Below are 22564 nucleotides of genomic sequence, written 5' to 3' on the forward strand. Positions count from 1 at the left end.
ATCGAGCGACAAAGACTGGATGCTGACTTAGACAGCATCCAGTCCAATGATTGCTTGCGCTCAAACAAAAAGGAAACAGCCAGGGCTGTTGCAGCATTGGCAGGAGAAAGGTGCCATTTTCGACAAAGCAAGGCTAGAAGCTGCTGTGAGCCATTGGGGTGGACGAGAGACAGTTCTTGAGTTTCGTCCTGGAACACGCCTCTTTATTTGATCATTGAGCTGCCCATAAAGCTGCTGCCCAGTCTTCACCGGATAGCAGCCTAGAGAGCTGAAAGGTTGATGACATGGCCGGCATTCCTGGCATGTTCTGCGACGGGCTCATGCATTGACATGGCGTCTCCAGGGCGCTTGCTGCCCACTGGTATCACGTGATCAGCGATGAGGCCTGGCTCGTTGAGCTGCTTTTGGCCCAAGATGAGAGCCTGGTTGTTCGGGAAGTCTAGGCGGTCACACCCAACTGGATGAAAAAAGGCGAAGGCTGGAAGATGGAGGGGCTGACGTCTCTCACCATGGGCTTCAGCATGGATGAAGTGCTGGTCTCGATCCTGGAGGTTAAGGGAGGTGAGGTTTACATCGACACGCATGAGCCAGGCCTTAAAGTCGAGTCCCTGACAGGGCTGAAAGAGTTGTATCGCAGTCATGCCTCGACTTCCACTTCAGCTGCATGGCTTGGGGGGCATTTACCATGACAGAGAACAGCGAAGTGGAAGTCGATTTCTACATCAAACGCTACTCCGATTTCGACCCGCTTCGGATTACTTGAGCGGTCGGGCAGGGCTTCGAAGAAGAGGTCACGTCGATTCTTGTAAATGTCCACATCAGTAGGCACAGCGCGGTTGGCGTTGTGTTCGGGAATACCAAGAAGGGGCCGAACGGGCGATACGCGGATGGCCACTTCATCCAAACCTCCGACATCCTAGCTACGGCAAAGGAGGGGAGTTTGGGTGGTCACCACGATCAACTCTCGGTACGTGATAGCCACATTCCAGCGCGATGGCGGGCGCCGCAGCTTTAACGAATTCTGGCGTCTGGTGGGTAATCGTTACCCCAACATCTAATCGCGGGAATCAACTTCAGAAATGAACCACGGGTGTGACTGGATCATGCCCTAGGTATCCATGTGCTTGGCATATAGGCAGTTAAGCATGGAGCGGTAAGGGCTTGGATTTATGTAAAGCCATTTGCTTTACCATAAAGCTTTATGCTTTACTTTTTGCGTCGAGTCACGATGGGCTCGATAGAAACCCAACGACGTAACAGGAGGCCTTATGGCCCAAATTAATGCTCGTGTTGCTGACGAGGATAAAGAAAAAGCTGAAAAGGTACTCAAGGCTCACGGTTCGTCCGTGAGTGGGTACTTCGCCAGCGTGATTGAGTACATCGCAGATACCGGGGCTATCCCGTTCGAGATCAAGCAGAAGCCGAAGCTGGTCAATTTTGATGAGGTCTACGCCGAGGCAGTCGAGAAATTTGCCGACCTCTACAATGGCTTGGTATTGATGAGCAAAGCGATGCAGCCTGGGATCACTGATCAGTGGGAGCGATCCCGCGCCCTGTGTAATGACCACTCACTGGCTATGAGTTTTTTGCAAGAAAATGAGCGGTATGTCTACGGCGCGCCTTGCCAGATGGAGAAGGTGACGACTGGCGACGGCTCACAGCACGATTTTTCACTGGGACGTGAGCGATTTCCCGCATTAAAAACAGGGCTCGCGCATGCATTGCGCTGCATAAACTTCAACAGTCGACCTCTAGATCGTTCTGATTTGGATGAAATGTCGGAGGCTCTTTCTGGGGCCGAGGCAGCCCTGCAATCCCTGCGTGACCTTAGCCCAGGGGAGCGATCGATTGAGTCACGCATCGCATTCTTCATAACCGCCGCATTGGATGCTCTACAGGCCGCGAAGGTCTTGACTGATGGCCCTAACGAAGCATTCATGTTCCATCACTGGTTCACTCGACTGGATGCTGTATGCCGCGATGTGGTGGCCTGTCATAAGCGGGTGGGATCCACCAAGTGGGATGCGCAAATTCAACTGGTGGTTGAGCACGTAGCTACGGTCAAAAATCAGATTGACGAGTGGAATCGAAAGCGTCTGGATTTTGCGTCCCAGAATAGCTCCAATTGGTTGGCCTTTCAGGGTAACGCCATTGACGTTGCCGATGAGCAGGTGAGAAAGCTGCAGCGAACTGCTCTTCGTGGAGGTTCGCGATAGTGTTGAACCTTGCGCGCGTCTTCACTGCTGGACGCGCGCAAGGCCTATCACCTTTCCGACATCGGGCCAGACGCCTCCAGCAGGCTCCGCGCTAGCTCAAGCCACGCCTTGGCAGAAATGAGAGCTGACCTTGCCGACGCAGGCTAGGGAGATCTCCCAAGTGAGCGAGGGTGACTGGATCTCCGCGACCGTGAAGCTACAGGCGTCGAAGGTATCGCAGAAAACTTTTGGGAGCCGGGCGCTCGGCGGGCGCCTCCCCTCAGCCAGCTCATCGTAGCCTTAGCCAGACCAAGACTAAGACTAAGACGCCACCGCAACGCCGGCAGGAATCGATAGGGTCTTGAAGGTCTCAATCTTCTCGGATTCCAACTCCTTCAGAATTGTTTCCTTGGCGTCATTCTTGTCGATAGACCTGCCCGTGTTATCGAAGCTTATCTGCTTGATCCTCAATTCAATCTCACTGTCTTTTTTCTGGGCCGCGGAAAATTCTGGAAATCCAAGCGAGATCACGCAATCGCCATCGAGGCCCGAGGTGCTGAATCGGAATTTGGCATCGATCCTGTGCAGGAACAGGCTAGGGCGATAGGACACATCTGAAAGAAAGTCAGAGTCCTCAAGGCTGAAGCCCTTTAAGTCCAGGTTTCGGATCTTTTCCTTCATCCAGTCCAGCGCTGCGGGGAGGAGGATGTCTGGGTCGGGCGAGATCCCGATATCGACGACCTCCTTAAAGGACAGTGCGACCAATTTGCTGTGTTGCGTGAGCCCTAACAGGTAATTGAACCTGTTCTGGTTGGTAAAATCGCAGAAACGAATCGAGGTGGCCTGCTCAGATTCACTGATCTGCTTGACCGATTTGAAATGTGAAATCAGATGCTTCGACATCGCCTTGTTTGTCGTCTTTGTTTCAGGCGCAGTGTGCGTGAAGATCATGATGAGCTCGTCCTGAGCCTTGTTTTTCTTGATCTCGATGGAGCCTTTGAAATTTTTGCGCGAGTCAGCCCAGCTCTTGGAGCGGTCAGTTCGCTCTAGCAGGTAGTCCATCCGGATCGTGTCGAGGTCTCTGTTGACTGGGTAGAATTCTGGTGTTCCCAAGACCTTGAAGTTTACGAACTCAAGATCCAGCAGCTTGTTGACATCCATGACGTCAGGGATCGCGTCCAACAAGGCATCATCACCTTGCCACTTGATCGTCTGGGTGGTGATCTTGGGGTTGTCTTCCTTGGTCGTGTAGGCAAGCTGAAGCTTGGAAAACTCGCTCGGACGTACCAAAGACAGCGTAAGAGCAGGGATGGAATACTCTTTCTCTGAGCTGTTGATGAAGACGCCTCGGCTCTTCAGAACGTGTTTGATGTCGCCGGCACTGATGTAAGGCTGAGCAAGGTAGGTACGCAGCGCTTCACCTTGGGGAAGGATAGAGTCAATATTTTGATTACTCACTGCATTACCCCCTGAAATCTGCTTGGTAGGATTCGAATTCGACGATTGAAGCGAACTCCTTGTTCGCAATTGACAGCCTCGCTATGTCTGCAATTTCCTCATGATCTACGTAGTTGTAGTCAGGGAACGCGAGGGCCACCTTGTGAGGAAATTCCATGGCGATTTCCATCGAGAAGCCAATCATGCGTTTTACCGCTTCGATGCTGAAAGGATCCTGACAGCAGATGAGCAGTGATTTCCTTTCATGCTCTTGGATGAAGAAGGGGATCAAGCCACTGTTGAGGTATTCGGGAGGCAGTATCGTCCCGTTTGTGACCCTCTCGATGGGGCTTACGTTTTTCCCAGTAGAGGGGTAGAGGAAACGAACATTTTCTGCGCCGAATCGATTTCTCGCGTACGTAATGGTGTCGAACAGAAAGCTAGCTCGGTAATTATCAATGACGTAGATGGTGCCGTAGTTGGAGCTGTCGAGGTTTCGCGACCCCGCTATGTGACTGACCACATCCTCCTCTGCGTCCGATGCCGCACTGAACCAGCAAAGGATGCCAGCGAGCGACTGACCGCTAGCGCCTGTATAGCCCGAGTTGATCGACTTTTTCAACGGTGAGCGATTGAAGCACTCGACTGTCGTTGCAAGGTCGGTGAAATGGTCTTTGAATAATGGGCCAGGAGAAGTTGGGTAGGGGCCGGATGTAAATTTCGAAGAAATAACGAGGTGCTTGAGGATGCCATCCTCCAATGGGGATAGGCAGCTGAAGACAAAATCGGCACCATGGGTTTTTCTGGGGTTGCCGGTCGTGCTGTGGGGAACAGGTTTCACGCAGTCGAACTCGTGTCCCTTGAGTGCTGCCTTCCAACCAATCAGGTTGAGCAGCGACTCCGTGATGTGTTCACCGCGCTCGCCCAGCTTCTTTGACCATTCGCCCATCACACGTCCCTTGAATAATGAATGTCTTGTAACCCTATGCCGCCAGAACGCTACGGAGGTTGAGGGATGATGTCTAGTGGCAATTTGTCATCAAGTCGACGGTGGATTGTCTAGCTCCAAGATAATGGCTAACCCATCAAGCCGGTGCGTCAGCCTACGGCTAGGTCATACAGGGCGAGGGATAGTGAAATGCTCTCGCTTACCTCCTGCTACGTCAAAGGTCGGATCTGGCTTCCAGCCCGCAGCAGTGACATTATCTCGCCATCTAAGAATATCGTTGGTGGAGAATGGACTTGCTGGATCTTAAGGATGACGAACAGCTCAGGGCTGGATGTATTAGCCTCCAGGAGCAGGTGATGTCCTTAGCGGGCAATCAAAGCTGGATCACCGAATTCCAGAAATGGTTAGTGCGTGTCAGGGATGTGTCTCAAGAAGAGTTCCTAAGCAAGGACTTCCAACTGGCGCTCTGGGACACCGAGGCTGTTTCGGCAACCGGTATGGGGCGCATCAACATTTCTGCGGTCGCCGAAAATTCGGCCATCGTAGAGAGCCTCTGGCATCTGAAGCAAAAATTCGCGCAGACGAGCGATCCTTCTGAGAGTGAAATGCTCATCGCCGACGCTTGGGCTCAGATTGCGTCCGCAGTTGCTGGGCTGACCAAAAGAAACCCCCGACTGAAGATGTACCGGGTTTTCGCATTGCTTTGTCCAGGTGCTTTTACGTCGATAGCGCATCATCGAAAACTGCGCGAGCTGGCTCATGCCTTGGGGATTCCACTGAGCGGTCAGAGGCGTCATCTGCACCGGCTCGTATTGAACCGGTTGGATGACGTGATGGGTAAGGTGGCTGACGTCTACTCCAGGGAGGGGGTCTCACGCTTGACGCTGCCTTGGCTGCTGTTCGTCAACTATGTTCAGAACCCAGAAGGCGAAGCCACTGAAATATCCGATTTAGAGACAGGTGACGAAGTACTCAAGCCCTTGCCCCCTGAGAGAAGGAGGCGCGGTTTGCTGGCGATTGGCGGAGGCCCAGCCACCATTCAAAGCATGATCGACTTTGCAACAGATGGATGCACTCGTGAAGACTTCATCCAACACTTGCAATCGATCAACCCTCAATCAAAAACGTCGACTTGCAACACTCAGCTGAACGCTCTGATCGCCGAATGGGGCGTGCTGCGTGCCAACGCAAACAGCCTGCAATTGACACCCCGCGGCGAGGCATTCCTGGAGTCGGGTGATCCAGATGAGATCATTGACTGGATGATCACCCGCATCTTGGGGTTTGACTATTTGCTAGCGGCATTGCGTGACACACCGTTATCTAACCGTGACGCCATCCTCACACTCAGAAAGGCAAACCCAGGATGGACGACTGATTTCGCCCCATCAGCGATTATTGGTTGGTTCAGGTACCTTGATCTGGTCACGATCTCCGAGAAAGTGCTCAGCCTTACCGAAAGGGGTAAGCAGTGGGTTAATCGCATTCACTGGGAGCCTAAGGGTCTTGCGATCATTCCAGGTCTCAGCCCGTCCTTGGCTCAAGTAGCCCCAGTCCAGCTCGATATCGAAATTGAGAGGCCAAGGCTGGGCGCCGTGATTGCCCGATTTGATCAAGAGTTTCGCTTTCCAGAAGAGCTGATCGGACAACTTGATGCTGGATTGTGGGGGCATCCGAGGCGTCATTTCGCGGTGCTGACAGGCTTGAGCGGTGCGGGAAAGACGCAACTAGCCCGTAACTATGCGCTGAGTCTGTGGCAGGACGATCCCCAGCCAAGTGAAGGGTTGCTGATCGTGCCTGTCCAGCCAGGCTGGCATGACTACACGAGTCTGCTGGGTTACGTTAATCCGTTGGAGTCAGACGCGTATGTGCGTACTGGAGTTCTGGATTTTCTCCTGCAGGCAAGCGCCAACCCGACGAAGCCCTACACACTGGTTCTTGATGAAATGAACCTCTCTCATCCGGAACAATATCTGGCGCCTCTGCTTTCAGCGATGGAAACCGGCGAAACGATCGTCTTTCACGGTCAAGTCGACGAGATCGATGGTGTTCCTCCAGGCATTCCGTATCCGAGCAACCTCGTGATCATCGGCACCGTGAACATGGATGAGACCACTCATGGGTTGAGCGACAAGGTGCTTGATCGAGCGTCTGTGATCGAGTTTTGGGACATCGAGGTCAAAGCATTTCCTGGCTGGCAGAAGAGCTCGCTTGAGGATGAACAGATTTCAATCGTCAGAAATCTCATGTCCTCACTCATGGATGTGCTTCGTCCAGCTCGACTGCATTTCGGGTGGCGCACGCTCAACGACGTGATTGGCTATCTGCAGCAAACACAGGCGGGTGGTGTCATCGAGTTCTCACGTGCTCTCGACCATGCCATTTATTCGAAGATACTCCCCAAGTTGCGTGGCGAAGACAGCCCGCGACTTCAGCAGGTGTTCACTTTGCTACATGCCACGCTCAAAGATGCGGGGTTGGGTATGTCGTTGCGCAAGGTTAAAGAAATGGCCGACGACCTGGCTCACTCCGGCTCGACCAGATTCTGGCGGTAGACCATGTCGATCATCTTGCAGGTAGAGCAGGGCGATGCTCGATTTGACGTGCACCCAGGTCAGTTGACCCCGGGTTTCATGGAGAAGAAGGCTTATCTTTTTACCGCGTTTGAAGGGTTTTCCTTCTACATTGATGACATCTTGATCGAGACGGTCGACCAAAACGGCGCATGTGCATGGTTATGGTCACCAGGCTTTTATGCAGGAGAGGTCGCGGCAGAGCTTCTGGATGACCAGGGGCGGACTGCCGCCATTTACCGGCTGGACGTTTCAGCAGCTGATAATAAGCTCGGCGGCCACGCATTCGCTGCCATGGTTGAGGCTATTCTGGATTTCGACCCGGCTCTCGTTCTGGGCACAGAAGAGGCTCAGTTTGGAATTGGCCATGATGGAGCACTAACCAACCCGCACCTGCATTATGCGAGGCTGAGACGCTATGGGGATCGGCTTCACCGCGCGCTCAAACAGATATCTCAGCGGCCGTTAACAACCTTGAAGAGCGACCGCACCTCGGTGAGTGCGCACACGGTCAAGCGGTTGGACTCCGCATCCGTGCATAAGGCACTCAGAGGGCCGACGGGGCAGGCACTGTTGCATCCTGCTATTACTCAGCGTCCGGCCTTGAACACTGTACGCTTTGAGGTCAGCAGATCTTACGAGGAAGAGGACAACCCGGCGAATCAGGCCGTTGGACTTGTTCTCTTCGATGTTCTTAGACGTTGCCGGCAGGTGGTGAGGGGACTTCAACATGCCGCTGCAACTGAGGTGGTCAGCGAAACCCGATCAGCGTTAACGCCAAGGCTCGTACGTCGAATTGCGTTCACCGAGTCGCTTGCTCGCAAGCTTGAACGGCTTCAACGCGCGAGACCTTTCTGTATCGTGACTGCCAGACGTCTATCGACTGCAGGATTGAATGCGATCTCTGCTCACCCTGCATATGCGCGAGCTTATCGGTTTGGTTGGTACGCGTTGCGTTCAGGGTGGTTGGGAAAGGATCCTGATGAGACGCTGTGGATTAGTCCAACATGGGAGATCTACGAGCGGTGGTGCTTTGTGACGGTAGTCTCACAGCTGCAACGTCAGCTTCCTGAACTCGTCTGGAGTCGTGAATATCGATCGTTGGGCTTAAGAGAAATCGTATGGCGGGGAAAAGCGGCTGATGTGACCGTTGAGGTGTGTTACCAAGTCCGATGCCCAGCGATTGATCAGCCTGCGCATCGCGGTTTCCAAAGTTTATCGCGAGAGCGATATCCGGATATCGTCGTGACGTGGGACTCGCCTTCGGCGAAGCGCTTCGTAGTTTTCGACGCAAAGTATCGCAGCGCCCGCGCCAGCGTCCTGGATGCGATGGAATCAGCGCACATTTATCACGACAGCCTCCGGTGGAAGGGCATCAAGCCTGACGTTTCATTGCTGCTGATACCTAGGGCAGACAAAGTAATGTCGCTTGTCAGCCCGACCTATCATGCGGACTATGGGGTCGGAGCTTGGCAAATCGGGGCTGAATCAGAAGGGGAGGCGCTGGGGATCGAGCTCAAACGTATTTTGAGTGCAGTCTCAATCGCGGCCGCTCCGGCGCGTACAATTGCTACTGGAACGGCGAAGTACCAGCCTGAGTGAAAATCCTTCCGGCGCTCGCGAGAGCTCAGAGCTGGAAAGGGAGTAGCTATTGAGTTTTCCGCCGATAAGTACCGTTACTGGCGGGAAATGGCGCGTCTGCTGGAGCTGTTGTACGGGCCGGTGGTTAAACGCCAATTGGATCAGCAGCCTCGCGGCTATGAGATGTCAAGCTGTCGTTCTGGCTCCGTGATCGGGCACCCGAAGCGTTGCGCAGCGGCGAAAATGTCGCGCAGAACGTTTCCGCGCTTTCGCATGTTGGGGCGTCGTCAGGACGGCTCAGGAAATTCGCGATTGCCACGCGAGACTCCTTAGGCGTCCTTCCCAGCAGCCTTGCTGCCAAAATCCACAGTTTTGGGCTGAACTCCGAGCCCAGGCCCAGCGCTCGCAATATCTCGTCCGCCCTATCTAGATTCGGAACGCCTGGGCCGTTCAGCCACCCATCGGGAGTGTTTCTGCAATTGTCGAGATCCATGCCGTTCGTGGCTGCACCGTACTCGCAGATCTTTGCGTAGTCCTTTGCACCCCAGCCTGCATGGTCGCAACAAGGTTGGAGACTGACACGGTGATTGAGCTCATCAGGCGCTTAGAGCATGGGTTTGTCGACTGAGTAACCTCGAGCAGGCCCCTTTTACCCGCAATGCTTTCGTGGCCCAGGGCTAGGCGCTCATCAAGGGTATAGACCAACGCTCAGACTGGATCCGCCACGCGATCGATAGGCCGACCGTTCTCGATTACAGAGGAGGGTAACCGCTAAGGTTTCCGTAAATGTCGCTCGATGTTTTTTAACGGGCACCGATGGATTTTGATGTATTTGGACGCAAGCGCACGCTGTTTGTTTAAGGCTCGCCGCTGTTCGAGCTCTCCAGTATGCTTCTGGTACCTGATTTCTTGACTGGCGTCCTGTGCTAATGGAGTAGTGATAGACAATGAGTTTTTCAATCGCACATGGATTGCCCAGACGCCAGCCCCCCAGCGTTACCGCGCGGCCTCAATGCCAGCCAGGCAGCCACGCGCCTGTCAAACCCACCATGTCCAGTCGTCGCGGCGCTTAGGCTTCCCCAATGATTTTTTTGCGTCTTGCATCATGCAAAGCGGACTCACCACTTTTGACTTATCGAGAAGGAAACATTCATGAGTAAGCCTTTCAAAGACCGCATTCATGCCATGAATCAGATGTATAAGCTGCCGATAAACAGCGCTCCCACGCTTCTGGCCGATCCTGCGGACAAGCTCAGGAAGTTCAAGGTCACACTAATGGCTGAAGTTGATGAGATCGATGAAATCGTCGAGAAGATCGAGAAAGGTGAAGCCGAGATCGATATCAAGGTTGCCATTGCCGACCTGCTGGGCGATGTGATGGTTTACTGCCGGTCTGAGGCCCTGAAATACGGGTTGCCATTGGAGGACGTTCTGAACGTCATCATGGACAGCAACGAAAGCAAACTGGGAGCAGATGGAAAGCCTATCTACGACGAGAACGGGAAGTTCCTCAAAGGCCCGAATTACTGGAAGCCAGAGCCTAAGATCAAAACCTTGCTTCTTAGAGCTGAGGATAAAGCGGACGAATGATTGGAGACACAGGCTTGAAACCTATCAACCTTGGCAAGACGCGTACGCTCAAAGACATCGAAGCGGCCATTCGCAAAATCAGCGACAGCCAGGGTGAGAGGTTTCTCATTCAGGCAGACATGCTCAGTGCGCGGCATGGCGCCATGCATGATGCCGCACGCCTGCAACTGATCGTTACCCTGGCCCGGGAGCAGTTGCAGAGCGATTACCTGGATTTTAATCCGCAGGCCGATGCTAAAACGTTGCTGCGCAACCTCGCTAACTGTTCGCCAGGTATTGCGGCCTTGCGCCTTTCCAAGGGTGTCCGGCTGGGCGAGCAGACATTCAATCGCCGAGAGGTCTTTCAGGAGTCGGTCGAACGAATGCAGGCCATGGACGCCGGCAGGTACGAGGACGTCGTCAACGGCCGAGTCGTCGATCTGATCTGTGTTGCAGGATCTAAGGTTCAGCACCTGCGACCGCTTTTTAGCGCGGAAGACAAGGTGAAGCCTGCGTCCGAAATGACCACTGAGATGCGCAGACTCATTGACTTCGTCAACAAGCAGAGCGGGCGCACCAGTGTCCCGGATTCTCTCCTCGAAAGCTTGGGCCTGCTCTGCTCTGAGCTTGTATCCAACACCCAGGAACACGCGACTTCAGACCACTTGGGCCATGCGTATGTCGCCCATGTTGAAGGCGTCATGGTCGGCTGGAAGCGACTGGAGGACGAGATTTTTGCTGAAGATTTTGACGGTAGTGAGGACTTGCGCCGTTACTGGCAGCGAGAGTCGTCCACCACCGAAAACAACAAGACCAGCCTGCGCGCATTGCACATCAGCTTCTTCGACTCAGGCCCCGGACTTGCCTCCAGGTTTAGCGGCAGAGCGGTGCATGAGATGTCGCTCCAGGAAGAGCGAGACTACCTGCTCAAATGCCTGAAGCCACGCCAGTCCAGCAAGACTCTGGACGCTGCCGGCATCGGCCTACCGGCCATCCTGAACGAGCTTCGCAAGGTGGGCGGGCTGATCCGGATCCGCTCCGGTCGGCTGTGCATCTACAACCAGTTCGAAGAGAACGATCAGCACCGTCACCCTGACGATTTCAGAGATTGGGACACCACCGACTTGGCGCCCGTTGCAGGGGCTGTTGTCACCATCATGATTCCATTGAGGGGCATGTAATGGAGCGTTTCTATCAATGGATGTCTGCTGTAAGCGACTCCTATGGCAGTCATGAAGCGTTGGTCGTCTGCTACAACAATTCAGAGCTATCGGTTCAGCATGTCTTTACTGATATCGAGGCAGCGCTGAAGGCCCAACGGCATCTACCTGACTGCGTCTACATCCTGGGGACGTCTGATCAGTTATCTGTGTTCAAGAGCGGTTGGGCTGACGACCAAGACCGCCTGGCCAACCTCCTGAAGCGTGGCGAGAAAAACGCGCGCGTCTGTGTCCATGAATATGTGTTCCTGGAGTGGAATGGTGCGAGCTTCAACCCTCATGTGCTGGGCGGCAATGAGCTTGTCTACCGTCATGATCCGAGCGCTCTCTTGAGGGATGGCTTGAGCACGCTGATCGAGAAGAACAACGTCATTCATTCAGCGCCGTCCGCGCATTCCTTCAAGCACCCCTCCGGCACGCTCAACAATGTGTTCATCCAAACCAGGGAACTGGCGAGCGATGAGGCCGAGGTGTGTGTGGTGGGGTATGCGATTGCACTCGAGTACGGTGCCAGGCTGCGCCAGGCTGGCAAGGTGTACATCGACACCATGGGCATCTACGCATTCGTGAAAAATGCACTCGCTCGCTTGGACAGCAAGGCCGAAGTCATGAGCTTCCACTCCTACGAGCGGCTCAAGACCATCTACCCGCCGGCTGGTGAGTATTTCTGCGTGGTATCAGCCTCCACATCTGGCGGTATGGCCAAGCAGATGGGTGAGCAGGGCTTCGTAGAGGAGTGCGTTGCCACACTGATCGATCGCACGGCGGATGACCGATACGGGGGTGCGCTGGTCGCCCTGGATGACATTGACTACCCACTGCCGGTCAAGGCGGAGGAAGGCTACACGCTGATTGAGATCATAGGGGAGAACTTCTCGGCGAAATCCAAGCCACCCAAGTCGATTACAATATCCTTGAAGCATGACCCGAAGCGGCTGGCCAAATTCCACAAGTACTTCGGTATGGGAGGAATAGATGGATTCAACAAGTCGAGCAAGCCTCGCAAGCTGTTGACGCTCAATCCTGATCTGTTACTGGCGGACGCTGCCTTCAGAAAATGGCTTGCCGCTGAAATCGACTGGTCGGTCTCCATGGCGACAAACCTGATCGTCTACGCCGACGATGACGGGTCGAAGAAACTCGGCGAGGTGGCCCATGAGCTGCTCAGCGAGAAATGGGGCGCGACCAAGTCAATCCGATGCGTGCCTTACAGCGAGCTTGATAAAGTCGATTTCAAAACCGTCTCCGGGGTGCTGGTCGCGACAGTGGTTGCACGCGATGGCGGCATCCTGAGAGAGATTAGTCGTGATCTTCGGGCCTACATGGAAGCGACCGTGCCGCGCAGGTTCCTTGCACCGATCGGGATTCCACAGAGCGCGAGAGCCTGGACACTTCTCAAAACTTTCTTGATGAAGAACCCCACGCCCCGGGAGTATGGCCTCTCTAACTGGCTGTGCCTGCCTATCGGAGATGACGGGAAAGAGAACGCCTGGAGTCGGTTGACCAAGGTTGCCTCTGCCGGGCAGGTCGATGACGTCGGCTTCATGCCCGCAGTCGCGGACAAGGTTCGTCATCAGGCTCTTGATGAGGCCGCTGAGCTGGTTATGGCGCACAAGCACAGCTTCCTGCCAAAACATGACGGCAGCGCGCTCGCCTTATCCGATGGCTTTCTGTTCTTCGACGCCTCAAGCAATGTGGGCCAGGACTGTCCGAACGTACCGCAAAGTACGGTGTTCTTTACGATTGCTGCAGTCCTGCAGTTCGCTCGGGAACACGAAGACCATGAGCTGCGCCTTCAGCCGACGGGGTATGAGTCCGTGGTGTTATCACCGGAGTGCTTCCTTCGGTTTAACGACAACGTCCTACAGGCGTCATTCCTCCGGGCGTGTCTACCTTCAGAGCTCGACTACTCAGCAAGCCCGGAGCTGAGCAGGCTGATGAAGGAGTTCATCGCCAAGGTATTTGCCCGCTGGGAGCGGACTTACGGCGATGCCGCCCTGGAGTTTGCCGCTGCACTTGCTACCGGTACGCTAAAGCTCACGCAGGAAGACGCCCGGGCACTGCTCGAGGAGGCTATCGAAAACCGTAAGGACAAGGCCTCCAGCCTGTTGGGGTTGCTGCTGCTCACCCAACGCGCGCTGTTCCCAGCCTTTGAAGGATAGAAAAGAGGTTGTAAACCAATTTTCGATGCTGTTAACCGAAGTGGTTTACTGTGCAAAAAGTTGGTTTACAGGTAGCTGTGTGGGGCGCCAGTGACCGGAGTCTTCCCTGAAAACTAACGGTTACCTTAGTTTTCGCGGACTTTGGAGCGGTTAGCTTGAGAAGCTAAGCTATCGCTTAGTTTTTTCCCTGGCTTCGCAAAGTGCTGACGCTCGTGCTCGAGAAAGCGAGGGCAGGGTACCGGAGTGCGCGTGGCAGGCCGAATGATGTATAAAAAAACAGCGTTATTTCTAGCCTCATGAATCTGGCACCTGTGTGTCCTAATTAACCTTGTCGACCATGATGGGTGGTCGCCAGTGGAGGATGGCTACAGGCCCGTGTCACGTGGTTTAGAGGCTCATCAGGAGCCCAACACAGGGGGCGTCGGTGCACTTAAACGCTCGAGGCGTCGTATCCTTCCTATGCTGTATATAAATACAGTTAGTGTTTCCCCGCTGCGCCAAGCAACGCATTGCACAGAATGATCCGCGAACAGCGGCTTCAGGATAGCCAAGTGGGCTTATCATCGGCGCTGTTCCTGATCCTGGCAGACTCAACGCTCGTGGCTTCTTGCTCGTTGCACCTCGATTCTATTTTGCGAACTGGAGGGCATTTCGAGGCGGTTGGTCTGCGAATCTCACGATTTCAAACTCTACGTGATCAGGTTTGTCCGTGGGGAGATTGGCCAGCCATACTTGAACACGGTCTTCCAACCCGGCTTCGCAGAGACGCGTATCGGGCCAAAAGTTGTGGGCTCCGTCAGCAATCAGCTGTTTGGCAAGCTCTCGCTCTCGCGCACCGATCAAGCACCAAGCCACGAAGAATCTCTCGTCCCAGTTAGCAGAGCATAATAGATGTACTGGGGCGTCAGTTCCGATGCTCAGTTGATCAACTTCGCGGTCGAAACAAACATCCCGTTCAATTGATCCATCAAGGATCCTCCCGCAGGATGTCGACGGCGTTGAAAAACAAACCAATTGCTTGAAATTGACTAAGCCTTACAAGTTTCTTCTGGGCAACGGAAAATTGGCGGGTGCCAAACCATTTTTTGGTTCGAGCGCGAGAGCATGAAGTGGATTTAGCGCCGGGCATTTAAATACCTCCATTAATATTAATGATGGCACTGATATAGCAACTATGGATTAGCAGTAGGCGCAATTCGATTCAAATACTAACGTATCGCCTGACGATGCCTGACGTTAAATAAGCACTCGCCAATGTTAAAGTTCGGGCGTATTCGCCAATGTCCAACCAGGCGGTGCAACAACTGTCGAACGGTAGTGAGTACAGTCGCAATTGACTGTACTCATCTGATTGAGAATGCGTATGTAGCCCGATACCGGTAGCTGCTAAGGAGGCGATGGGACTGTTAACCCCTGTCGCGCATGCCCACGCCACGCACAGAGAGACTACGTTCTTGGTCGTGCGAGTGGTAATAGACGTTCTGAGTGGTGCTGAGACTGCTATGCCGCAAGTCCATCTGCAGATCCTTTGGACTACGCAGTGGCGCATCAAACGTTGCAGAAGTATGCCGCAGCCAGTGCGCAGACGCTGCACGCAGGCTATTCATCTCGTGTTCTTCGCGCTCCTCATCGCGCATTCGCGCGACAGCATTATCGAAGACTGATTGGAGGAGGGCGCGTACTTGTCGCCCCGAGAGTCCTGAGCGACCTCGAAGTGTCATCAGCAGAGGCGTCTGCTCGTTCCATTCCGGCAACGGCGAAAGGCCTACAAACCGGCGGTAGCGCTTCAGGTACTTGGAGACGTACTCATCCCTGACTGCGACCTTACCGGCCTTGTTGCCTTTCCCGATCACGTGGTACCACCAGTTGCCCTCTGGATCCTGGCGAAAATCACCCATGACCGGGTGCCAGTTCGGCCGGCCAACGATGTCGGAGACCCGGAGATACATCGCAAACAGAGTGGCGACGATGAATAGAGTGCGTTCGTGTCGCGCTGGCTCATCCTGGGCCATCCGTTCAGCGGTCTCCAGCACGTAGTTCCACTGCAAGGGCGTCAGGGCGCGATTCGAGCCTTCCTCTTGTGGCGCTCCACGGTTAAGGGTGCGCTTCTTGATCATCCGGAAAGGGTTCGCCGAAGCTGTCCCGTCTTCGATCATGTACTCAAAGAACCGGCTGCAGATCGTATAGATCTGGTTGAGGGTGCTCGGAGAAGGCTTGTAACGAGTGACGCTGGAGGCCACGCCAGGCTCTGCATCCTGGGATGTGGCGTCGGGCGTTAACTTCAGGTCATTCGAGGAGTCCTTAGATTGCTTCAGGCTAAATGGCCTCCATTTCTCGTTTGGCATGACAGGATCACCCCAAGCAGATTCGGTCTGATCGCTGGTCACGAAACGGCCGCGTACGACTGGGTCAATCCAGTCTCCTGGAGGGTTACGGCAGAACTCTAGGTAGTCTTCCGCATCTTGGCGTTTCAGCTGAGAAAAAGGCTTCTGCTTTATGATGAGTGCCCATAACAACAACCTTTCAACATGAGTTCTATAAGAAGTGAAAGTTTGGCTGTTGTCCGAAAAGGCGCGAAGGAACTCCCGAGTCGTTAGATAACCCTTGTTAGCCTCCACTGATGCGGGAAAATTTTGAATGTACTGACGAATGCAAGCCATACTAGGTTCACGCAAACTAAAGTCCATATCAATGAAAATTTCGTAGGTCTCAAAAACAGGCATGGGCTGCGTAGACATATTGGTGCACTACCGTATGATTTGTCGCTGATTAAGAACTTCCAGTAATGGGAGTAACTGGAAGTTAGGGCAGGGCGGTTGTATTTTCCATCTTCTTTAATGTGAACTGATGAGCATTGATCGATGGTAGCCCCTGAATGACTCCGTTGCAACTACCCTTGCTCAGCAGACATAGTGTTAGCATGGGCTTGACAAAAGCCTGGGATCTGCACTAAGTAGCGATTGCCCTGTTGGTTTTTCCGCTAATTACTTCGTGTAGATTTTTTGCGCCTCATGTGATGCGCGGAATTTCTTTATATTTAAATATGTATTGTCAGACCAATCTGAATTCGCCGCTTCATTATGGACTTAAACCTTTCTGGATCATTATCAAAATTATTAATCCAATATTGTCAAAGTGTGCGAACTCCATTTTTATTCTTTGGGTGTCATGAGCGTAAAACGGAGTTAAGCTCATTGGAGCGGCTTTGCTCGGCACAAGGTCAGTGGCAATTGTCGTGTAATTCATGCTTCGGGCTCTGCATTTTCGGAATAATATTCGCTTCAACGAAGCTCAGGCAGAAATCAAGAAATGAGTGGAAAAGCACGATTGGTTTTTCCATTTAAATCTTTTGATAGAAACGCACTCTGGGACATCCACTTGTTTTGTTGAATACCCGTGAGAGCCCGATTTTCGTGGGTTGCACGGACTTTAAGTCTGATCAGAACATGGCATTTCCACTTATTTTGTCAATAAATAACGGCGCCATCGAGGGATGGCTACGACCAAGCTACGTATTGTTGATCATGTCGTTCAGGAGCGGCGGCGAGCAGACAAGGATCATTGCGTGATTGCAACACGAACCATGGTGTCCATGACACTGGCCCTTTATTACCGGGCTTTGGAGAGGTTGAAGCGGCTTTGAGAAGCTTCAGCTTAGGCCCTATGAGCATGCGGACGCTAGGCTTAAGCAGGTCTCCGGCAAGACCTTTGGCAGCGCTCGGTCGGCATGGAATGTCCACTTGTTTCGTCTCAGGAAACGGGGGGTGAGAATGTCTATTCATTTCTTCAAAAATCGCTGGAACCCCTGTCTTCCGTGGGCTTCAGGGCAGCCAAAGATGCGCACCTTCGGATCTCAGTCCATTTATTTCTCCATAGACTCGGGAGCTGTTCAATTTGAGGCTAGTCAGTAAATAATGTTATTAATCAGTACCTTACGGATTTTCAGAAAACAGATTTTTCCACTGATTTTATTAAAAACAACTTGTCGCAATGGCTTGCTGGCTGCGCTCCAGCCCTCAGGGATCAAGGGTTTCAGGGGATTAGCATAGGGCTTTCCACTTAAACCGCGATTGGCGCATTTGTCGAATCAAGACCTTGCGATGGCTCATGAACATTTATGACATAGCCTGTCTTTTAACATAATATACATTACACGTAACAGGATATTGCGAGATTGACCCGGTTGCCCACAGGAATTAAACCTCCCGCGCTGCTTCTGACGCCGCTGTTCCTTGAGCCCGGTAACCTCCTTAAATGCCGCATGCTCAATCTTCCTCCCGCGTCATCTTTTCAATCAGTGTTCGATGCTGAGGAAACTGCGTCGTGAGTTTTTCGCGATTACCCATCTCCATATCGCCGAAATCAAATCCTGGTGAAACGGCTTCGCTGATCAAACCAAATCCGTGTAAACCTTCAAGCAAGCGTGAAGCTTTCCAGATGCCGCCCGGTACGTGCAATTGCAGATGTTGTCCTGCGAGAATATCGCTGCCCATCACCAGCGTCTGCAGTGAACCGTCAGCCAGGATAAGGCTGTACTCGATGGCGTCGCCCAGATGAAAGTAATGCAGGATGTCGGATTGGTTGAAATGAAACTGGCCCACGGGTGATCGTTCTGTCAGCAAATAGTAGATCGACGTCATCAGATATCGTGGGCCGCCAGCGGTATCGAGCATTTTGCGATGGTCGGCTTGATAGGTTCTGCGAAAATAGCCGCCTTCAACGTGGGGCTCTAAATCCAGCGCGGTAATTAGCTCATCAACTTTTATATCGCGCTGAATCATGGCCTTCCCTCTTGATTGATGGCTTATTACTGTTAGCTCTACTAAACGACCATTTAGTATAGTTAACGGCATATCGACGACATTAAAAGACATTTACCGACATTGCCCACAAAACGAGACCGCCGCCCTTCCCATCTCACCGTCAAAAATCGACTGTCGCTGACAACAGATAAGTCCGTGGCGTCGACAGCGTCAAACCCGGCTCGCTGTCATCCGAAGCGCCCGCCGAACTCCAATAGCGTTTATCCATCACGTTCTCGATGTTGGCACGCAGGGTAATGTTTTTGTCATCGACTTTGAACGCGTAACGCGTGCCTACGTCGAAGCGCTCCCAGGAGTCGATTTCCTTCTCGTTGGATTGATCCAGATATTGGGAGCTGGAATAGATTCCGCGCCCGGTCAGTTTCAAACCCTGCACAGTCGGCACGTCCCATTCGGCCCCCAGGTTGACGTTGTATTTCGGTGTTGCCGGCGCGTGGTTGCCATCGAAAGTGCCGTTGGTGGTGTGGGTCAATTCGCTGTCGATGTACATCACACCGCCGAGCAGCCGGAAACCTTTCAGCGGCTCACCGAACATACTCACCTCCACCCCATTGTTCTGCCGTTTGCCGTTCGGGCCGAACACCCGCGTCGTGGCGTTGGTTTCGTAGGCGGGTTGTTTGATCCGGAACACCGCAGCGGTCAATGCGTACGCACCGGCATCGTATTTGGCGCCGACCTCGACCTGGCGGCTGATGAACGGCGGGAAGATTTCATCCTCGTTCACTGAGGTCGAAGGCGCGATCTTGCCCTGACTCAGGCCTTCCATGTAATTGGCGTACAGCGACAGCTTGTCGGTCGCCTTGAACAGAATGCCCCCCGAAGGCGAAATTTTTTCCTCGTCGTAAGCGGTGTCGCCCTTCACATCGTCGCTCCAGTCATCGACCTTGACCCGCTGCCAGCGCGCGCCGAGGGTCAGCAACAGGCGATCATCAAAGAAACCCAGCGTGTCGGACAACGCCACGCCGCTGAAGCGGTTTTCGGTATAGACCTTGGCATCTTGACGCGTCGGTGTCCCGGGCTTGGCAGTTGTCACCGGGTCGTAAAGATTGCTGCGTCCTGCCGCATAGCGGGCGCCGCCGTTTTTGAAGTCCATGTAGAAGTAGCTGGCGGCCAGGTTGACCTCATGGCTGACCGGGCCGGTATGGAACCAGTTACGCACGCCAGCCGTGGCTGTACGAACATTCTCGTCGCGGGTGAAATCCCGCGGCTGCACGCTGAAATCGCCAGCGTCATTGGTGACGGAAACGGCATGGCGCAGGAAGTCATGGTTGCTTTTACGTGCGCCGACACCGCCGTACACCATCACCGAATCGCTGACATCGAACTCACCGTTGACCGTGCCAAAGGTGTCCTTGGTTCGCGCCTGGCTCCAGGGCTGCGCGTAGTTGTTTCGCACGTCGTTGGCGTTTGGAACCTTCGCGTTGGCCGCCACCTGAACACGTTCTTGCGGGGCGTCAGTATCGCGCTCGGTATGACCAATGTCGGTCGACAGGCGCAGACGATCGCCACGAAAGTCCAGGCCAAGTACCGCCATATCGCGATCGATACGCTGGTGATCCCACTCAGTGTCGCCAGACTGTTTAACGCCGTTGAAGCGCAGGCCGAATTGGTTGTCCTCGCCGAAACGTCGACCGACGTCCACTGCCCCTCCAAGCTGATTGTTGGAGGCGTAACTGGTCGTCAACGAAGTAATTGGCTTGTCGGTAGCATGCTTGGGCACCACGTTGATCCCGCCGCCCACACTGCCCCGGGGCGAAATGCCGTTAATCAGTTGGCTCGGGCCTTTGATGATGTCGACGCGGTCGGCCATTTCCATGTCGATCGTGTACGTTGGCAATACGCCGTAGAGCCCGTTATAGGCAACGTCACTGTTGAACAGACTGAAGCCGCGGATGGTGAATTGCTCGTAACGCCCCCCTGCCGGGTTGGTCGCGCGCACCGAAGGATCACTGGCGATGAGATCCCCCAGGGTCCGGGCCTGCTGGTTCTTGACCGCCTCACTGGTGTAAGTGGTCATGCTGAACGGAGTTTCCATGAAGTCCTTGGACCCCAACAGCCCTTGCGAGCCACGCCGTGCGACCTGGCCACCGGCAAACACGTCGGCATCTGACGAACCGGTGGCACCGAGAATCGAAGTCGGCGCCAGTTCCAGACTGCTGCCGTCCGCCGCCGGAACCAGGATGTAGGCATTGCCGCCCGCTGGCTGCAATTGCAAACCACTGCCCAGCAACAAGCGCGTGAAGCCCTCCTCCACCCCGTATTCACCAGACAGCCCTGCGCTGTTACGCCCACTGACTAGTGCCGGGTCTACCGACAGATTGACCCCGGCCAAACCGGCAAAACGCGTCAACGCCGTGCTCAGACTACCGGCCGGTACCTGATAGCTGCGGCGCTCTGCGCCATCGGCCCAACTGGTCGACATCAACAAGGGGCTGGCACTCAGGCTCAGCAGCAGACTCAATTGCAACAACGGACGCAAACGACTTGGGAATACTGCGGGCATTGGAAAAAGCTCTCGATTTTGTTCACTTGCCTGAAATGACCAGCGAGGCGAAAAAAAGGGACAGCCTTCAGCTAAAGTTTTTTCGCGGGACGAGAGAAACCCAGAAACGGGTGCGCGTATGGACGTCGATTGGCAGACTCGCCGCCAGTAATGAAAGGACTTGATCAGTGTTGTCGAGGCGGAAACTGCCGGTGATGCGCAAAGACTCCAGTGCCGGATCCCACCGCAACAGCCCGGAACGATAACGGCTCAACTCCCGCAGGAAATCCCCCAGCGGTTGGTTCTGCGCCATCAACACACCTTCACGCCAGCCCGGCATCAAGGCATCGAACGCTGCGACACGCCCGGCGCCGGACGCTTGCAGACTGACCTGCTGGCCCTGACTCAACATCAGCGCCGGCCCTTGAAGCGGCTGCAACTGCACCGCACCACTGACCACCGAAACGCGGCATTCACGTTCGCCGAGGCGCAAGCAGACTTCGCTGCGACTGACGCTGATCCGCCCGTAAGGTGCGTTGATCATCAAGGCTGAGTCGCCGGGAACCTTGAGCGCCATCTCGCCGCGCACCAGCGTCAATTGACGGGCAACCAGATCGATGTTGACCGCGCTGTCCGTGTTCAACTGCAACGAACTGCCATCCGCCAGCTGTAATTGACTGTGTTCACCGGTGCCGGTGTGCAGATCGGCCCGCCAGTCGTCCAGCGGCAATTGCCGACTGATCAGCCACGCCGCCGGCACCAGCGCCGCCAGACCGAGCGCGCGTTTCAGCGCTGCACGACGCGCCGGATCCGGGCGATCCAGGGTGGCCATGGCCAATGCCGAAGGCAGGCCGCAAAAGCGTCGGCGCAACAGCTGAATCTTCTGCCAGGCGTTTTCATGGCGCTGATCGCTGCTGCGCCAGTGTTGCAGGCGCGTGTGATCATCATCCGTGGCCTCGCCCGACTCCAGCAACGCCAGCCATTGCGCAGCAGCGCGGGCCACATCACGCGTTTCGTCGCTGGGGGCAACACGCATCACAAATCCACCAGCAAACAATGCTCGTATGCCTGCGCCATGTAGCGTTTGACCGTGCGCTCAGAAACCTGCAAGCGCTCGGCAATCTCGCGATAACCCAGCCCTTCGAGCTGACTCCACAAAAATGCCCGGCGCACCGGCCGCGGCAAACCATCGAGCAACTCGTCCAGCGCTTGCAGGGTTTCCAGCAGCAGCCAGCGCTGCTCTGGCGAAGGCACGCTCTCCTCCGGCAATTGCGCCAGTGCTTGCAGATAGGCTTTTTCGAGTTGGCGGCGGGTGTAGAAATTGCTTAACAGGCGTTTGCCCACGGTCAGCAGATAGGCTCGTGGTTCCTGAATATCGGCCAGGGGTTGCGCACTGGACAGCACGCGCATGAAGGTGTCCTGACTCAGATCTGCCGCATCCCAGGCGTTGCCCATGCGTCGACGCAGCCAGGTTTCCAGCCAGCCGCGGTGATCCCGATACAGGTCGTGCAGGTTCTGCTCCGAGGGCGCCGCTGCTTCAATCATCTCAAGAGACCCTGCGCGAAGTTAGATT

The 22564-nt window shown here is 54.5% G+C and carries 14 protein-coding genes and 1 pseudogene; 8 read left to right on the forward strand and 7 right to left on the reverse strand.

Annotated elements, in window-relative coordinates:
* Nucleotides 1-461 precede the first annotated feature (461 nt).
* From H8B20_RS28385 to H8B20_RS21290, 3 genes and pseudogenes are all read left to right on the forward strand, one after another.
* A complete protein-coding gene (locus H8B20_RS28385; RefSeq protein WP_414704609.1) occupies nucleotides 462-689 on the forward strand; it encodes a hypothetical protein in 228 nt (75 codons plus the stop codon).
* Nucleotides 686-1058, forward strand: a pseudogene (locus H8B20_RS27945) (hypothetical protein). The gene H8B20_RS28385 and the pseudogene H8B20_RS27945 overlap by 4 nt, the downstream one beginning before the upstream one ends.
* Before the next feature lie 210 nt (nucleotides 1059-1268).
* Nucleotides 1269-2216: a type II toxin-antitoxin system RelB/DinJ family antitoxin gene (locus tag H8B20_RS21290; RefSeq protein ID WP_210624499.1), complete on the forward strand. Its 948-nt coding sequence runs from the start codon at nucleotides 1269-1271 to the stop codon at nucleotides 2214-2216.
* Between the two features lie 300 nt (nucleotides 2217-2516).
* Here H8B20_RS21290 and gapS4b read toward each other — a convergent pair whose 3' ends face one another.
* Nucleotides 2517-3653, reverse strand: a complete 1137-nt coding sequence (gene gapS4b / locus H8B20_RS21295) for a GapS4b family protein (RefSeq protein ID WP_210624500.1) — start codon at nucleotides 3651-3653, stop codon at nucleotides 2517-2519.
* 4 nt (nucleotides 3654-3657) lie between these two features.
* Nucleotides 3658-4581 (reverse strand): GapS4a family protein, encoded by a 924-nt coding sequence (gene gapS4a, locus H8B20_RS21300; protein ID WP_210624501.1) that lies wholly within the window; start codon nucleotides 4579-4581, stop codon nucleotides 3658-3660.
* A 293-nt stretch (nucleotides 4582-4874) separates the two neighbouring features.
* On the opposite strand from gapS4a, the gene H8B20_RS21305 reads away from it, so the two are divergent.
* The 5 genes from H8B20_RS21305 (at nucleotide 4875) to H8B20_RS21325 (ending at nucleotide 13686) form a co-directional block, all read left to right on the forward strand.
* Nucleotides 4875-7136, forward strand: a complete 2262-nt coding sequence (locus H8B20_RS21305; RefSeq protein ID WP_210624502.1) for an McrB family protein — start codon at nucleotides 4875-4877, stop codon at nucleotides 7134-7136.
* Between the two features lie 3 nt (nucleotides 7137-7139).
* Nucleotides 7140-8756, forward strand: a complete 1617-nt coding sequence (locus H8B20_RS21310) for a DUF2357 domain-containing protein (protein WP_210624503.1) — start codon at nucleotides 7140-7142, stop codon at nucleotides 8754-8756.
* Between the two features lie 1131 nt (nucleotides 8757-9887).
* On the forward strand, nucleotides 9888-10325 hold the full coding sequence (locus H8B20_RS21315) for a MazG nucleotide pyrophosphohydrolase domain-containing protein (RefSeq protein ID WP_210624504.1): 438 nt from the start codon (nucleotides 9888-9890) through the stop codon (nucleotides 10323-10325).
* The gene (locus H8B20_RS21320; RefSeq protein ID WP_210624505.1) at nucleotides 10322-11485 is read left to right on the forward strand and encodes a hypothetical protein; all 1164 of its coding nucleotides are present in this window, start codon (nucleotides 10322-10324) and stop codon (nucleotides 11483-11485) included. The genes H8B20_RS21315 and H8B20_RS21320 overlap by 4 nt, the downstream gene beginning before the upstream one ends.
* A complete protein-coding gene (locus tag H8B20_RS21325) occupies nucleotides 11485-13686 on the forward strand; it encodes a hypothetical protein (protein WP_210624506.1) in 2202 nt (733 codons plus the stop codon). The genes H8B20_RS21320 and H8B20_RS21325 overlap by 1 nt, the downstream gene beginning before the upstream one ends.
* Before the next feature lie 1406 nt (nucleotides 13687-15092).
* Here H8B20_RS21325 and H8B20_RS21330 read toward each other — a convergent pair.
* The 5 genes from H8B20_RS21330 to H8B20_RS21350 all read right to left on the reverse strand — a co-directional run bounded on the left by H8B20_RS21330 (nucleotide 15093) and on the right by H8B20_RS21350 (nucleotide 22536).
* Nucleotides 15093-16424 carry a tyrosine-type recombinase/integrase gene (locus H8B20_RS21330; RefSeq protein WP_210624507.1) on the reverse strand — a complete coding sequence of 444 codons (1332 nt, stop codon included), beginning with the start codon at nucleotides 16422-16424 and terminating at the stop codon, nucleotides 15093-15095.
* Between the two features lie 1527 nt (nucleotides 16425-17951).
* Nucleotides 17952-18467: a cupin domain-containing protein gene (locus tag H8B20_RS21335; protein ID WP_210624508.1), complete on the reverse strand. Its 516-nt coding sequence runs from the start codon at nucleotides 18465-18467 to the stop codon at nucleotides 17952-17954.
* A gap of 142 nt (nucleotides 18468-18609) precedes the next feature.
* Entirely contained in the window at nucleotides 18610-21012 is a 2403-nt protein-coding gene (locus H8B20_RS21340; RefSeq protein ID WP_210624509.1) for a TonB-dependent receptor, read from the reverse strand.
* Between the two features lie 67 nt (nucleotides 21013-21079).
* Nucleotides 21080-22027, reverse strand: a complete 948-nt coding sequence (locus tag H8B20_RS21345) for a FecR domain-containing protein (RefSeq protein ID WP_210624510.1) — start codon at nucleotides 22025-22027, stop codon at nucleotides 21080-21082.
* Nucleotides 22027-22536 (reverse strand): sigma-70 family RNA polymerase sigma factor, encoded by a 510-nt coding sequence (locus tag H8B20_RS21350; RefSeq protein ID WP_042559152.1) that lies wholly within the window; start codon nucleotides 22534-22536, stop codon nucleotides 22027-22029. Before H8B20_RS21350 ends, H8B20_RS21345 begins: the two co-directional genes overlap by 1 nt.
* Between the last annotated feature and the right edge of the window lie 28 nt (nucleotides 22537-22564).

It is taken from the genome of Pseudomonas sp. P42, assembly GCF_017973755.1.
Classification (GTDB): Bacteria; Pseudomonadota; Gammaproteobacteria; order Pseudomonadales; family Pseudomonadaceae; genus Aquipseudomonas; species Aquipseudomonas iridis.

Coding starts and splice junctions, on each gene's coding strand:
- H8B20_RS28385 (WP_414704609.1), top strand. CDS start 462: ATGAAAAAAGGCGAAGGCTGGAAGATGGAGGGGCTGACGTCTCTCACC.
- H8B20_RS21290 (WP_210624499.1), top strand. CDS start 1,269: ATGGCCCAAATTAATGCTCGTGTTGCTGACGAGGATAAAGAAAAAGCT.
- gapS4a (WP_210624501.1), bottom strand. CDS start 4,581: ATGGGCGAATGGTCAAAGAAGCTGGGCGAGCGCGGTGAACACATCACG.
- H8B20_RS21310 (WP_210624503.1), top strand. CDS start 7,140: ATGTCGATCATCTTGCAGGTAGAGCAGGGCGATGCTCGATTTGACGTG.
- H8B20_RS21315 (WP_210624504.1), top strand. CDS start 9,888: ATGAGTAAGCCTTTCAAAGACCGCATTCATGCCATGAATCAGATGTAT.
- H8B20_RS21320 (WP_210624505.1), top strand. CDS start 10,322: ATGATTGGAGACACAGGCTTGAAACCTATCAACCTTGGCAAGACGCGT.
- H8B20_RS21325 (WP_210624506.1), top strand. CDS start 11,485: ATGGAGCGTTTCTATCAATGGATGTCTGCTGTAAGCGACTCCTATGGC.
- H8B20_RS21330 (WP_210624507.1), bottom strand. CDS start 16,424: ATGTCTACGCAGCCCATGCCTGTTTTTGAGACCTACGAAATTTTCATT.
- H8B20_RS21335 (WP_210624508.1), bottom strand. CDS start 18,467: ATGATTCAGCGCGATATAAAAGTTGATGAGCTAATTACCGCGCTGGAT.
- H8B20_RS21340 (WP_210624509.1), bottom strand. CDS start 21,012: ATGCCCGCAGTATTCCCAAGTCGTTTGCGTCCGTTGTTGCAATTGAGT.
- H8B20_RS21345 (WP_210624510.1), bottom strand. CDS start 22,027: ATGCGTGTTGCCCCCAGCGACGAAACGCGTGATGTGGCCCGCGCTGCT.
- H8B20_RS21350 (WP_042559152.1), bottom strand. CDS start 22,536: ATGATTGAAGCAGCGGCGCCCTCGGAGCAGAACCTGCACGACCTGTAT.